Annotated in this window: 10 protein-coding genes and 1 pseudogene; 5 read left to right on the forward strand and 6 right to left on the reverse strand. The window is 71.8% G+C overall.

Features of this window, described 5'->3' with window-relative positions:
• Positions 1 to 27: 27 nt before the first annotated feature.
• A complete protein-coding gene (locus WMF20_RS45755) occupies positions 28 to 390 on the reverse strand; it encodes a CBS domain-containing protein (RefSeq protein WP_437608050.1) in 363 nt (120 codons plus the stop codon).
• Here WMF20_RS45755 and ligA point away from each other — a divergent pair.
• Positions 389 to 2446: an NAD-dependent DNA ligase LigA gene (gene ligA, locus WMF20_RS45760; protein ID WP_437608051.1), complete on the forward strand. Its 2058-nt coding sequence runs from the start codon at positions 389 to 391 to the stop codon at positions 2444 to 2446. The two genes, WMF20_RS45755 and ligA, sit on opposite strands and share 2 nt — an antisense overlap.
• A gap of 9 nt (positions 2447 to 2455) precedes the next feature.
• The gene (gene polX, locus WMF20_RS45765; RefSeq protein ID WP_437608052.1) at positions 2456 to 4234 is read left to right on the forward strand and encodes a DNA polymerase/3'-5' exonuclease PolX; all 1779 of its coding nucleotides are present in this window, start codon (positions 2456 to 2458) and stop codon (positions 4232 to 4234) included.
• 77 nt (positions 4235 to 4311) lie between these two features.
• Here the strand turns inward: polX and WMF20_RS45770 are convergent, their stop codons facing one another.
• The 4 genes and pseudogenes from WMF20_RS45770 to WMF20_RS45785 all read right to left on the reverse strand — a co-directional run bounded on the left by WMF20_RS45770 (position 4312) and on the right by WMF20_RS45785 (position 8820).
• On the reverse strand, positions 4312 to 4656 hold the full coding sequence (locus WMF20_RS45770) for a hypothetical protein (RefSeq protein ID WP_437608053.1): 345 nt from the start codon (positions 4654 to 4656) through the stop codon (positions 4312 to 4314).
• A 300-nt stretch (positions 4657 to 4956) separates the two neighbouring features.
• Positions 4957 to 6399 (reverse strand): annotated as a pseudogene (locus WMF20_RS45775) (glycoside hydrolase family 15 protein).
• Positions 6400 to 6735: 336 nt separating this feature from the next.
• Complete coding sequence (locus WMF20_RS45780) at positions 6736 to 7509, reverse strand: DUF72 domain-containing protein (RefSeq protein ID WP_437608054.1); 774 nt, start codon at positions 7507 to 7509, stop codon at positions 6736 to 6738.
• A gap of 75 nt (positions 7510 to 7584) precedes the next feature.
• Positions 7585 to 8820: an RNA polymerase sigma factor RpoD/SigA gene (locus WMF20_RS45785; RefSeq protein WP_437608055.1), complete on the reverse strand. Its 1236-nt coding sequence runs from the start codon at positions 8818 to 8820 to the stop codon at positions 7585 to 7587.
• A 381-nt stretch (positions 8821 to 9201) separates the two neighbouring features.
• On the opposite strand from WMF20_RS45785, the gene WMF20_RS45790 reads away from it, so the two are divergent.
• Positions 9202 to 9975, forward strand: a complete 774-nt coding sequence (locus WMF20_RS45790; RefSeq protein WP_437608056.1) for a BON domain-containing protein — start codon at positions 9202 to 9204, stop codon at positions 9973 to 9975.
• 275 nt (positions 9976 to 10250) lie between these two features.
• On the opposite strand, the gene WMF20_RS45795 is transcribed toward WMF20_RS45790, so the two are convergent.
• Complete coding sequence (locus WMF20_RS45795) at positions 10251 to 10676, reverse strand: CBS domain-containing protein (RefSeq protein ID WP_437608057.1); 426 nt, start codon at positions 10674 to 10676, stop codon at positions 10251 to 10253.
• A 288-nt stretch (positions 10677 to 10964) separates the two neighbouring features.
• On the opposite strand from WMF20_RS45795, the gene WMF20_RS45800 reads away from it, so the two are divergent.
• Entirely contained in the window at positions 10965 to 12116 is a 1152-nt protein-coding gene (locus WMF20_RS45800; protein WP_437608058.1) for a CapA family protein, read from the forward strand.
• Between the two features lie 76 nt (positions 12117 to 12192).
• Positions 12193 to 13968, forward strand: coding sequence for an adenosylcobalamin-dependent ribonucleoside-diphosphate reductase (locus WMF20_RS45805; RefSeq protein ID WP_437608059.1), 1776 nt, complete (start codon positions 12193 to 12195; stop codon positions 13966 to 13968).

A 13968-nucleotide genomic window follows, 5' to 3' on the forward strand; every position in this document is an offset into this window, starting at 1 on the left:
CCCCTGGCTCACGAGCAGCACGCCCCCTCAGGCAGCGGAATGCCGCGGTCGGATGACCCCGATCGGGCGCTCGTTCTCGAGGACTGGCAGCATGCCCACGCCCGCCTCTCGCATCTGGAGCGCCGTCGCCTGGAGCGTCGCCCCCGTAGATGCCGTCTCCACCCCTCTCGTCATGACGTCTCCAACGAGCATCGATCCCTCGCTGGGACGGTGCGGAGCACGCTCCGTACCGCGCGCCGGGCGCACAGGCGGCCTCCTTGACCTCGCCTCCTTCGCCTCGGCCGCGTTCCCGCGCGGCAGCCCAGCCTCGTGGCACATCACCTGCTTCAACGGCGCGGCGGGGAGGGTTGGTGATCGTGCGCGCCGCCGACTGGCAGGGATCTCACGCATGAGCGCGGCAGCGCCGGCAGGGGTGGCGCCCTTCGCGCGCGACGACGCGCGCCGCCGGATCGAGGCGCTACGCCGCGAGATCCGGGCTCACGACCACCTCTATTATGTGCTCGATCGCCCGGTCCTCTCGGACGCCGAGTACGATCGCCGGCTCGACGAGCTGAAGCGGCTGGAAGGGCTGTATCCGGACCTCGTGACCCCGGATTCGCCGACGCAGCGCGTGGCCGGGGCCCCGCTGCCGGCGTTCCCCGAGGTCCGCCACCTCGCGCCGATGCTCAGCCTCGACTCGGTGATCCACGAGGAGGACGTGCGGCGGTTCGTCGATCGACTTCGTCAGACGCTCGGCCAGGGCCGGCTCGCGCTCGTGGCAGAGCCCAAGCTCGATGGCGCGTCGATCGAGGTGGTGTACCAGCGCGGCGCGCTCGCCCGCGCCGGGACGCGCGGGGACGGCGAGCGCGGCGAGGACGTCACCGCCAACGTGAAGACGATCCGCTCCGTGCCCCTGCGGCTCGTGGACGGCGGCCTGCCCCCTCCGGAGCGGCTGTCCGTGCGGGGCGAGGTGCTCATGGCCACCGCCGCCTTCCGCCGCCTCAACGGGCAGCTGGCGAGCGAGGGAAAGCCGCTGTTCGCGAACGCGCGCAACGCCGCCGCGGGGTCGCTCCGACAGCTCGATCCGCGCATCACCGCGGGGCGCCCGCTCGAGATCGTCTTCTACGAGGTGCTGGCCATGGCGGGCGGCCCGGCGCTCACGACCCACTGGGAGCTGCTCGAGGCGCTCCGCGGGTGGGGCCTCCGCGTCAGCCCTCACAACCGCCGGGTCGAGAGCGCCGAGGAGATCCTCCGGTACCACCGCGAGATGGAGCGGCGCCGCGACGCGCTCGGCGCCGAGATGGACGGCATCGTCGTCAAGCTGGACGACCTCCTCGCGCGCGAGCGCCTCGGCGCGACCGCGCGCCACCCGCGCTGGGCGCTCGCGTTCAAGTTCGCGCCGCGGCGCGAGGCGACGACCATCGAGGACATCGTGGTCCAGGTCGGCCGCACCGGCGTGCTCACGCCGGTCGCGGTGCTCACGCCGATCTCGATCGGCGGCGTGACCGTGGCGCGCGCGACGCTCCACAACCGCGAGGAGCTCCGGCGCAAGGACCTGCGGGTCGGCGATACCGTGCGCGTGGTCCGCGCCGGAGACGTCATCCCCGAGGTCGTCGAGCGCATCCCCCGCGCGGGGGAGCGGCGGGGCCCGCCGTTCGCGATGCCGGCGCGGTGCCCCGCGTGCGGCGCGGCCGTGGTGCAGGAGGGGCCGTTCGACCGGTGCCCGGCCGGCCTGGCCTGCCGCGCCCAGCGGGAGCGGTCGATCCGCCACTTCGCCTCGCGCAGCGCGCTCGACATCCGGGGCCTCGGGCGGGAGACCGTGGCGGCCCTGGTCGAGGGCGGGCTCGTCGAGAGCGTCGCCGACCTGTTCGCGGTCAAGGAGCAGGATCTGCTCCGGCTCCAGCGCTTCGGGGCCCGATCCGCGCAGAACCTGGTGCGCGCCGTCGAGCGCGCGAAGCAGACCGAGCTCTGGCGCTTCCTGCACGCGCTCGGCATGCCCGGCGTCGGCGAGCGCACGGCGCAGGATCTCGCCGACCATTTCGGGTCGCTCGAGGCGGTGATGGCGGCCGACGAGCGCGCGCTCCAGCGGGTCGAGGGCGTCGGACCGAACGTCGCGGCCGGCGTCGCCGGCTTCCTGGGGCAGCCTCGGAACCGGGCGATCATCGCGCGCTGCCTCGAGCGCGGGGTCCGCCCGGCGCACCGGCGCCGCCGCGCGCGCGCCGCGCCCGCCGCCGACGGCCCGCTCGCCGGAAAGACGGTGGTGTTCACCGGCGCGCTCTCGTCGATGACGCGCCCCCAGGCCGAGGAGCTCGTCCGTCGCGCCGGCGGGCGCGCGTCAGGCAGCGTCGGCGCGTCGACCGACTACGTCGTGGTCGGCGAGAGCCCCGGCGAGAAGCTCCAGAGGGCGGAGGCGCTCGGCATCGCCGTGCTGACGGAGGACGAGCTCCGGAAGCTGGTCCAGGCGTGAAGGGGGCGCATGGAAAACGTCGACATCGCTCGCATCTTCGAGGAAGTGGCGGATCTGCTCGAGATCCAGGACGAGAGCCCGTTCCGCGTGCGGGCCTACCGCACCGCGGCGCGCACGCTCGCGGCGCGCGGCGAGCCCGTGGCGGCGCTCGTGGAGCGCGAGGGCGCGGGCGCGCTCACCGAGCTGCCCGGCATCGGCAAGGATCTCGCGGGCAAGATCGTCGAGCTCCTCGAGACCGGCGAGCTTTCGCTGCTGAAGGAGCTGACGGCGAGGACCCCCGAGAGCCTCGTCGAGATGATGCGGATCCCGTCGCTCGGGCCGAAGCGCGCGCGCCTTTTGTACGACAGGCTCGGCATCGAGACGGTCGACGCGCTCGAGCAGGCCGCGCGGTCGGGTCACCTCCTCGGCGTGCGCGGCTTCGGCGAGAAGCTCGCCGCGACGATCCTCGACGGCTGCGTGAAGCGGCGGGCGACCGCCGGGCGCGTGCGGCTCGCGGACGCCGAGGCGCAGGTCGAGCCGCTGCTCAGGCACCTCCGGGCGGCGCGCGAGGCCCTCGCGGTCGAGGTGGCTGGCAGCCTCCGGCGCCGCAAGGAGACGGTGGGCGACGCCGACGTCCTCGTGTCCGCGAGGCAGGGCGAGCCCGTCGCGTCGCGCCTGATGGCGTATCCGGAGATCAAGCAGGTGCTCGCCCATGGCGCGACGAAGTGCTCGGTCGTCCTGCGGTCCGGGCTCCAGATCGACCTCCGCGTCGTGCCGCCGGAGTGCTACGGCGCGGCCCTCCACTACTTCACGGGCTCGAAGGCCCACAACATCGCCGTCCGCACGCTGGGCGTGAGCCGCGGGCTGAAGATCAACGAATACGGGGTCTTCCGGGGCGACCGGCGGATCGCGGGGCGGGCGGAGGCGGATGTCTTCCACGCGGTCGGATTGCCCTGGATCCCGCCCGAGCTGCGCGAGGACGCGGGCGAGATCGAGGCCGCGCGCGAGCGGCGGCTCCCCGAGCTCGTCGAGGTCGGCGCAGTCCGAGGCGACCTCCACGTGCACACGACGTACACCGACGGGCGCGACGAGCTCGAAGCGATGGTCAGGGCGTGCGCGGCCCGCGGGTACGACTACGTGGCCATCACCGACCACACGCAGGCGGTCCGCGTGGCGGGCGGGCTCGACGCCTCGGGGTTCCGCAGGCAGGCGAGGGCCATCGACAGGCTCCGCCGGACGATCGGCGGGATCTCGATCCTGCACGGGGCCGAGGTCGACATCCTCGAGGACGGCGCGCTCGACCTCGACGACGCGACGCTGGCGGCGCTCGATTACGTCGTCGCCAGCGTGCACTCGAAGCTCACGATGGCGGAGCCCGACATGACGCGCCGTATCCTCCGCGCGCTCGAGAGCCCGTTCGTCACGGCGCTCGGCCACCCGACCGGGCGCCTCCTCGGCAAGCGCGAGCCGTACGCGCTCGACATGCCGCGGATCGCGCGCGCCGCGCGCGAGCTCGGCGTGCTGCTCGAGATCAACGCTCAGCCCGAGCGCCTCGACCTCTGCGACGTTCACATCCGCCTCGCGCGAGAGGCCGGCGCGAAGCTCGTCGTCGCCACCGACGCGCACGCCGTGGCGGAGCTCGGCTTCATGCGGCACGGGATCGATCAGGCGCGGCGGGGCTGGTGCGCCGCGGCGGACATCGCGAACACCGCGCCTCGCGCGGAGTTCCTGGAGCTCATCGGCCGGCGCAGGCGCGCGGCGACCGCCGCCCGGGGGTCGTACCCGGCCGGCGGCGCGGCCAGCGCTTAGGCGGCTCGGGAGCGGGCAGGCCCGAGGACAGGCCCACCACGCGCGCGAGGTGTGCCGGCGCTGCTGGGCGTGCGCCCTTACCGATCCAGCCCCTTGTCCTCGCACACGTGGCCCCGGTCCAGAGGCTCGCCGTGCTCCTCTTCCTCTGCTTCCTCTGCTTCCCGCGGCTCTTCGAGCGCGTCCGGGGAGAGGCCCTCGTCCCCTGCCTCGCCCGCCCGCGCCTCCTCCTGCCCGCTGCCCGCGGCGTCGTCGGGGGTGCCGCCCTTCCGCTCGGTCGGCTCGGTCGGCTCGGTCGGCTCGGTCGGCTCGCGCGGCTCGCGCGGCTCGCGCGGCTCGCGCGGCTGCGCGCCCTTGCCCGGCCCGCGCGGCTTGGTCGGCCCGCCGCCCGGCGCCTCTCGTCCGCTCGCTCGCTTGGCGCTCATCGCTGCTCTCTTCGACCCGTGCACCAGGTTCCCAGTGCCCGGAACAGTGCCCGGAATCGAGAGGGAACCTGGTGACGCGACGCCTCGCTGTCATCGGCTGGACGAGTGCTTCCCTACGCCGCGCGCGCTCGCCGGGCGCCCGGCGAGCGCGTGGCCTCGAACAGATGTCGGCGAAGTATGCGCACGAGTACTCTCGATCCGGGTCGAGGAAGTGGTCGAAGAGGGTGTCGGGCGATCGCAGTGGTGGGCGCCCGCGGGGCGGGGGAGCCGCGGCGTTCCGCAGCGCGGCGCGCGCGGACGCTACCGAGGCGGCGCAGCGCGAGCGCGCGGCGAGGCTCGACAGTACCGCTCGCGCGAGCTGACCGGCAGATGCCCGCTCATCCCAGCCGCGAGCACATAAGCGGCATAATTCATGCTCAGATCGGGAGCCCCTTGTTGATGACCGGTGAACCGGTTCATTTGCTCGGACAGCGCGCCTCCGGGGTTGATGTGGCGATGCACGCGACCCAGGAACGCATCCCCTTTGCGCCGGAGCGCGTCGACGACCTCGTCGAAGCGCGGATCGCCGAGGAGGAGCTCCTCGCCTGGGCGGAAGCGCGCGTCTTCCAGCGGCAGCCTCTGGAAGAACGGCAGGTTCGTGGAGGTGACGACGGCCCTCTCCAGCCTCAGGTAGCGTTCGACCAGCTTGTAGTAATACGCCGCGAAGCCGATCGTGAGGCTCGGCCACGGGTTGCCGAGCGAATCCGCGCGATATCCGTCGTAGCCGTCTTCCGGGTAGCGGCCGATGGCGATCCCCGAGATGCGCTTCGACGGATCGTTGATCGGGTACATGGCCTCGAAGGTGCGCTCCAGCGCCGCGGCCGTCGCGAGCACCTGCTCCTGGTCCACTGGATAAGGACAGATCCCTTCGCGGTGGAGATCTTCTTCCGTGGCATATCCGCCCAGCGTCGCGATGACGACCGAGCTGTCCAGGCCGCTCCGAGGGCTCGGCCGCCCGTCCTGATCGAGGGTCGCGACGAGGTGATTGCGCCCGGGATCCCAATGCAAGAGCAACTCATCGCCCAGCGCCCGCGACTGCTCGAGATACCAGCGGGCCGCCCCGGCGTCCTCGAGCCTCGTCGCGAGCGCGGCTCCCTCGACGAGCGCCGTCCGCACCAGGAGCCGCGTGAAGAAATGGTATCCCCACACCTCTTCCCAGAGATCGAAGCAGGGCTCGCGCCAGTGATGCGAGATGTATTCCAGGTCCGTCTTGATCACCGAGTCGGTCGGCAGCTTCGCATCCTAGAGCTTTTCACGCACCAGCTCCCGTTTGCCCTCGTTCAGGAGGACGAAGGCCAGACGAGTGAGCTCGATGGCTCGAATGGCAGGTCCGTCGTGCTGAGGACGTCCCCATGGCCCCGAGTAGGGCTCTCCGTCTATCGTGAATTTCGGCTCGCCCAGCCCGGCGGGGCTGTGCGTGGCAGTCCGCTGAATGTGCCTGGAAAAATCCACGAAATCCATGAGCTGGTTGAAACACTGTTGTCGAGCCGCGGGCTGCGTCGCCGACTGGTACAGTGAGAGGATGGCCTTTACCGCGATGCCAGAGTCCCGAACCCAATGGAAATAGTAATCTGGGTTCGATCGAGATGGAGAAGCCACGATGGCCCCGGGGATGGATCCCGGAGGCGACACGTTCTTCAACAGGAGCTCCTTGGCGCGCTCCGTGTCCTGCTGAAGCCACCTTTGCAGGTTCTCTGTCTTCACGCCGATCTCCTAGCCAACATCGCACGGAGGCGATCTCGCCGCGCCCGGCCTCGAGCCGGTCAAACCGCCATGATCCGCAGGGCGTTCCGGGAGGTGCCGCCCCCTCGGATGCCGGGGCGCGATCCGAGAGGAGCCATCGTCCTCGAGCGTTGCAAGAGCTGGGCTTGGCCGGCGGCCTCCTGGTCCACGGAGAGCCCTCGAGAGGACGTCTCGGACGCGTAGCTCATCGGCACGACGTACGTTCGTCCTTCCGCGTGGCAGCCCAGCCGACCGAAGGCGCTGCGCTCGAGGATCCCTTCGATTCGCTCCGCGCTGAGGACGCCCGCCACGGGAGCCTCACCCCACCCGCACCTCGCGCCGCGGGGGCACCCTGGTCGTCGATAGCCCAGCTCGCTCCGCCGCACGCGCGAACACGATGGCGTCGCGCACGGCGCACCCGGCGCCGTCGTTGTTGAAGAAGACGTAGGCGTCTGCTCCCGGGCCCCACGCGGCGGCCAGCCGCTCGGCCGCGGCGCGGAGCGCGGCCCCGCCGTAGCACGGGCTCGGCGCGGCGCGCCCCGCGTGGAACCTCAGGTAAGCCCACGTCGCCGTGCGGCGGAAGGGCGTCTTGAACCAGGGGCTGTCGGCGATGCACAGCGCAGCGTCGTGCGCGGAGAGCAGCTCCGCTATCTCCTCGGTGAACCACGAGGCGTCTCGGGGCTCGACGGCCACGCGGACGCACCGCGGGAAGCAGTCGAGGGCGGCCGCGAGCCGACCCGCGTCGGCCTTCATCCGGGGCGGGAGCTGCAGCAGCACCGGACCGAGCTTGCTGCCCAGGTGCCGCACGCGATCGAGGAGCCGCGCCACCGGCTCGGCCGGCTCGCGGAGGCGACGCATGTGCGTGAGGAAGCGGCTCATCTTGACCGCCATCACGAAGTCCTCGGGCGTGCGGGCGGCCCAGTCTTCGCACGTCGAGGCCTCGGGGAGCCGGTAGAACGCGGAGTTCACCTCGACGGCCTGGAAGCGCTGGGCGTAGTGCTCGAGCCAGCGCGAGGCGCTCAGGCGCTCGGGGTAGAAGCGTCCTCGCCAGTGGGGGTACTGCCACCCCGACGTGCCGACGAGCACCGGCATGACTAGCAAGAGCCATGGCACGGAGGCGGCCGCCCTCGACCCGCCCTCCGCGAGAGGGGCCGTGCGCCCCGAGCCTCACTGGACGAGGTAGCTGTCGAGCTGCATCTGCCTCGATCGGGCCTTGAGCTTGCGCAGCGCGATCGCCTCGATCTGGCGGATGCGCTCGCGCGACAGCGACATCGACGCGCCGATCTCCGCGAGGGTGCGCTCGGGCGCGCCGTCGAGCCCGAAGCGGCGCCGGAGCACGTCCTGCTCGCGCGGCGTGAGCTCGTCGAGTAGCCGCTTCGTCTGCGCGCGCATCCGGCCCTCGGCGACCTGCTCGTCGGGCGCCGGCGCGCTCGGGTCGGGGACGAAGTCGCCGACGCACGCCGCGCGGTCCTCACCGACGGGGGCGTCGAGGCTGATCGGCGCGGGCGCGAGCCCGAGGGCGAGCTCGACCTTCGCCTGGGAGAAGCCGGTCCGCTCGAGCAGCTCATCGCCGTCGGGCTCGCGTCCGTGCTCCTGGGCGAGCGCGCGCCGCTCGCGGAGGAGCTTCCGGCGGCTCTCCACCATGTGCACCGGTACGCGGATGGTCTGCGCCTGATCGGAGATCGCGCGCGCCAGCTGCTGCTTGATCCACCACGCGGCGTAGGTGCGGAACCGGACGCCGCGGCGGAAGTCGAACTTGTCGGCCGCGCGAAGCAGGCCGATGTTGCCCTCCTGGATGAGGTCGTGGAGCGACAGGCCCGGGTGCGGGTACCTGGTCGCGTACCTGACGACGAGCGGCAGGCACGACGCGACCAGCTCGGCCCTGGCGAGATCGGCCGTCCGCCGGCCGTCCTCGATCGCCTGGAGGAGGGCGCGCGCGGCCCCGTCGCTCGCCGGGGCTGCCCGGAGCGCGTCGACGACTCGGTCGAGGACGCGGCGGTGCAGCCGGGCGCGCTCGAGCCCGGAGGCGAGCGCGTCGCGATCACGCCGCCGCGCTCGGCCGGCCTCGAGCGCCCCGGCGAGCGTGCCGGCGCGCTCGAGCAGCGCGACGAGCCAGGCCTCGATCGGCTCGCCGGCGACGTCCTCCTCCTCCTCGTCGGCGGCGCGGAGGACGCTGCGCGCACGACGCTTGTGCGCTGCGAGCTCCTCGCCGATCGTGGCGAGCTCGCGGAGCGCGACGGGCGAGCCCACCAGCGCGCGCACGATGGCCGCCTCCCCCTCCTCGATGCGGCGGGCGAGCGCGATCTCTTCCTCGCGCGTCAGGGCGGGACGCCTGACGAAGCCGGCGAGATAGAGGCTCGCGCCCTCGCGCCCGGGCGCCACGTTGCGGCGCGGCCGGGCCACGCTCAGGGGCCCTCGCGGGCGCGGCGCGGCGGGGATGCGCGACTCGCTGGACTCTTCAGGTCGGACAGGTCGGAGTCGGACAGGTCGGATAGGGCTGTTGTTGGTGTCGACAATGGAAATGGTCTGTCTCATCGTGGGTAGTTTGCGCGCATGCGCAGCGTCGCGCGCAGCGTGGTGAAGGGAGATTGCGGCGGAGCATGCGCGGGCGCTCTCTCGTCCGACGCTCTACGCCGCAATGCATGATAACCACGCGAGCGCCTCGCGGAAGGCCCCGGCGCGGTGGGCGCGAGCGCGGTGGGCGGCGGCGACCGCCGCGCAGCGGGCGGCTTTGGCCGCCGCGTGGCCTGTACATCGCCGCGGCTCGGCACCATGGCGCGAAGCATGGATGGCGCAGAATCGGTCACGAGCAGGGCCCACGCCGCGCTGGGCCGGCTCGGGTTCGACCTCCATCGATATCCGGTCCGACTGGAGTATCTGGACGGCGTGCTCACGATGGAGGGCGAGCTCCCGGATATTGCGGCGAAGAAGCGGGCGCTCGAGCGCGGCGCGGCGCTCCCCGAGGTGCGCTGGGTCGCCGACCGGCTCCGCGTCGAGCCGAGCGTCGGCATGAGCGACGCCGAGGTCCTCGATCATATCCGGGATGTCCTGCTCTCGGAGCCGACGTTCGACGAGTGCACCGTCCAGGTGCGCCGCGGGGGCGCGCTCGACGTGTTTCGCGAGCCGCCGCGGCCGCGCGGCGCGCTCGAGGTCGCCGTCGACGAGGGAATCGTGAGGCTCGAAGGGGCCGTGCCCAGCCTCTCGCACAAGCGCCTGGCCGGCGTGCTCTGCTGGTGGGCGCCGGGGACCCGCGACGTCGTGAACGCGCTCGAGGTCGACGCCCCGGAGGAGGACAACGACGACGAGATCTCCGACGCGGTGCGCATCGTCCTCGAGAAGGATCCGCTCCTCGACGCGTCGGAGATCGGGGTCAGCACAGGGCGCTCGCACGTCACGCTGCGAGGCCTCGTGGCGAGCGAGGAGCAACGCAGGATCGCCGAGCACGACGCCTGGTACGTCTTCGGTGTGAACGACGTGAGCAATGCGATCGAGGTCTCCCCGGACGTGGCCTCCGCGCGGAGGAGGCGTGTCGCCTCGTCCCGTCGGCCGGCAATCTGATCGAGGTGTACTTCCACAGCCATTGCGTCCACGGCCACGGGTTCAACCGGCTCTCGGTCGGCACCCAGGTGCGGCTTGTGGAAAGGTGCGCGACGCGCTCCAGCAGCGCTTCAGATCCCGGACGAGGACCATTACGATCTCCAGAAGGTCAAGGAACGGATCCTCGAGTACCTCGCGGTCCTGCAACGCACAGCCTCTGCTCCCTGAGCGGCTGTCGGCGGAAGCGGAAGAGGAGCGGCTGTACGAGGGGCTGCGCGCGCGAAGGCGACGGCGGGTCACGCCTCCTCGAGGATCCCGCGAAAGATGTCCACATAGCTGACGATCCCGAGCAGCGCCCCCTCTCCGTCGACGACCGGGAGCGCGCCGATCTTGTTCTCGAGCATGAGCTCCATGAGCTCGGTCACGTCCGCGTCGGGACCGACGCTCACGACATTGCTGCTCATCATCGTGGACACCGGCACGCGGGCCTTCTGTAGCGCTGCGTCGACCACCGCGGCGTCCTCCGAGTAGGGCAGCTGGAGCGCGCGCAGGTCGCGATCGCTGAGCATCCCGACCAGCTCACCCTGCTCGTCGACGACCGGCAGGTGGCGGAAGTCCGTCGTCTGCAGCACGTCCACCGCCTCGCCCACGGGGTCGTCGACCCGCACGGTCCGGGGGTTCTCGGTCATGAGCTCGGCGGCGCTGATCCTGGGTAACGGCATCTCGCTCCGCGCTCGGTGCAACTCGCGGACCAGCGGATCCCGCGATGAGCCGCGCCGCCCGCGCCCGGACGCTCCCTTTGCGCCGAGCCACGCTGGTCGCTCCCAGAGCGCGCGTCCGCCGGCTCCGTCTCGCTCGAGTTGCGGATACGCCGCGCCGCCGCCAAGAAACGTCGGCGGCGGCGCGGCGCTCGCGATCCGGAGCAAGCTGGCGATGACAAGCGCGGACTGGGTGGGCCTCGGGGCGGTGGCGGTCCTGATCCTTCTGGCGGCGCTGATGGGGCAATCACCATGTTGCAAGATGCGGCGAGGGAGCGGACGCAGGGCACATCGACTGCAGATGCTGTCACCGTCTTCCTCTGCGGTGACGTGATGACCGGCCGCGGGATCGATCAGATCCTGCCGTGCCCCAGCGATCCGGTGCTGTACGAGCTGGCCGTGGAGGACGCGAGGGGCTACATCGAGCTCGCCGAGCGCGCGGGCGGCCCCATCCCTCGTCCCGCCGACTTCTCGTACGTCTGGGGGGCCGCGCTCGAAGCGTGGAGCCGGCGGGCGCCTGCCGTCCGGCTGGTCAACCTCGAGACGGCGATCACGACCAGCGACGAGCCGCGTCTCAAGGGGATCAACTACCGGATGCACCCAGGGAACGTCCCGTGCCTCACTGCGGCGCAGATCGACTGCTGCGCGCTGGCCAACAACCATATCCTCGACTGGGGAGCTGCCGGGCTGATCGACACGATCGCCGCGCTGCGGTCGGCGGATGTGGCGACGGCCGGCGCGGGCCGCGACGCCGACGAGGCAGCGGCGCCGGCGCTCATCGAGATCGAAGGCAAGGGGCGGGTCCTGATCTTCTCGTGGGGCTCGCAGACCAGCGGCGCCCCGCGGAGCTGGGGCGCCTCGGCGGACCGTCCGGGGATCCACTGGGTGGAGGAGTCGTCTCCCGCGGACGTCCGTCGCGTGCTGGACGTCGTGCGGGCGGCCAAGCGGGAGGGCGACATCGTCGTGGCCTCGATCCACTGGGGCCCGAACTGGGGATACGAGGTCCCGGAGGAGCAGATCGCGCTCGCCCACGCCCTCGTCGACGTCGCGGGCGTCGACGTGGTTCACGGGCACTCCTCGCATCATCCGAAGGCGATCGAGGTCCACGCGGGGCGGCTGATCCTCTACGGCTGTGGCGACTTCGTGAATGATTATGAAGGCATCAGCGGGTTCGAGGCCTACCGGAGCGATCTGGTCATGATGTACTTTGCGACGCTGCGCGCGGGGACCGGGGAGCTCGTCCGCCTGGAGCTGGTGCCGCTGCGGATGAGGAAATTTCGCCTCCACCGTGCCGCGGCGGAGGACGCGCTCTGGCTCAGAGACGTGCTGAGCCGAGAGGGCGCGCGGTTCGGGACGAGCCTCGAGCTCGGGGAGGACGGCGGCCTGCTGCTGCGCTGGAGCTGACTCCGCAAGGCGCGGCAGGCTCGCGGGCTCCTGAAGCGTCGACGCGAGCGCGCAGCGGCCGGAATCGGAGCACGACATGGCGCTTTCGCTCACCGACAACGCGAAGCGGGTCCTCGAGGCGCGGTACCTCAAGCGAGGCGCGAACCGGGAGATCCTCGAGACGCCCGAGGACCTGTTCCGCCGCGTGGCCCGCGCGGTCGCGCGAGCGGAGGGCAGCTTCCCCGGCGGCCGTCCGGAGCCGTGGGAGGAGGCGTTCTTCGACGCGCTGGCTGCGCTCGACTTCCTGCCGAACTCTCCGACGCTGATGAACGCCGGCACTTCGCTCGGGCAGCTCTCGGCCTGCTTCGTGCTGCCCGTCGAGGACAGCCTCGACGGGATCTTCGACGCGCTCAAGCACATGGCCCTCATCCAGCAGTCGGGCGGCGGCACCGGCTTCTCGTTCTCGCGCCTCAGGCCGAAGGACGCGCTGGTCGCCTCCACCGGGGGAGCGGCCTCCGGCCCCGTGTCGTTCATGAGGATCTTCGACTGCGCGACGGACAGCATCAAGCAGGGAGGGAGGCGCCGCGGGGCGAACATGGGCGTGCTGCGCGTCGACCACCCGGACATAGAAGCGTTCGTCGATGCCAAGCTCGATGGGCAGAGCTTCTCCAATTTCAACCTCTCGGTGGGCATGACCGACGCTTTCATGAAGGACGCCCGCGCGGATCGCCCCCACCCGCTGCGCCATCCTCGGACTGGCGAGATCGTTCGAATCGTCCCGGCGAACGATCTGTTCGAGCGCATCGCACGTGCGGCCCATCGGAGCGGCGACCCGGGGCTCTTCTTCCTGGATGCGGCGAACCGCGCCAACCCGACGCCCGCGCTCGGCGCCTTCGAGGCGACGAACCCGTGCGGCGAGGTGCCACTCCTCCCGTACGAGGCGTGCAATCTCGGCTCGCTCAACCTCGGGCACATGGTCCGCCGCGGCGCGGGCGGAAAGGCCATCGACTGGGGCAAGCTCGCCCGCACGGCGCGGCTCGCCGTGCGCTTCCTCGACGACGTGATCGAGGTGGGACGCCGGCCTGCGCCGCCGATCGATGCGGCAGTCCTGAGGACCCGCAAGATCGGGCTCGGCGTCATGGGCTTCGCCGAGCTGCTGCTCCATCTGAGCATCCCCTACGACTCGACGGCGGCGGTGAGCACGGCCGAGGAGATCATGGGCTTCGTCGCCGAGCGCGCGCTCGCGACCTCGGAGGAGCTCGCCGTCGAGCGCGGCCCATTCCCGGCCTGGGAGGAGAGCGTCTTTTCGGCGCGCGGCCAACAAGTACGCAACGCCACCCTCACCTCGATCGCCCCGACGGGCACGATCAGCCTCGTCGCCGGCACCTCGGCGGGCATCGAGCCCCTCTTTGGCCTCGTGTTCCGGCACACAGGCGTGCTCGGCGGGCAAACGCTGGTGGAGACGAGCCCTCTTTTCGAGCGGCACGCGCGCGAGCTCGGCGTCTGGTCCGACGCGCTCGCGGCCGAGCTCGCGGCGAGGGGCTCGCTGTCCGCGATCGCCGGCATACCGCTCGCCGTCGCGGAGCTCTTCCGGACGGCGCTGGAGATGAGCCCCGAGGCACACCTCCGGATCCAGGCAGCGTTCCAGAAGTACGTGGACAACGCGGTCTCGAAGACGATCAACCTGCCCGAGGCGGCTACCGCCGAGGACGTCGCGGCCGCGTACCGGAAGGCGTGGGAGCTCGGGCTCAAGGGGATCACGGTGTATCGCTACGGGAGCAAGGATCGGCAGGTCCTCGAGCTCGGCGCGCACGAGAGCGCCGCGGCGCTCGAGCACTTCGCGCGCTGTGATCCGGCCGCATGCAAGCTGTAG

It is taken from the genome of Sorangium sp. So ce834, from assembly GCF_051521425.1.
GTDB lineage: Bacteria > Myxococcota_A > Polyangia > Polyangiales > Polyangiaceae > Sorangium > Sorangium cellulosum_D.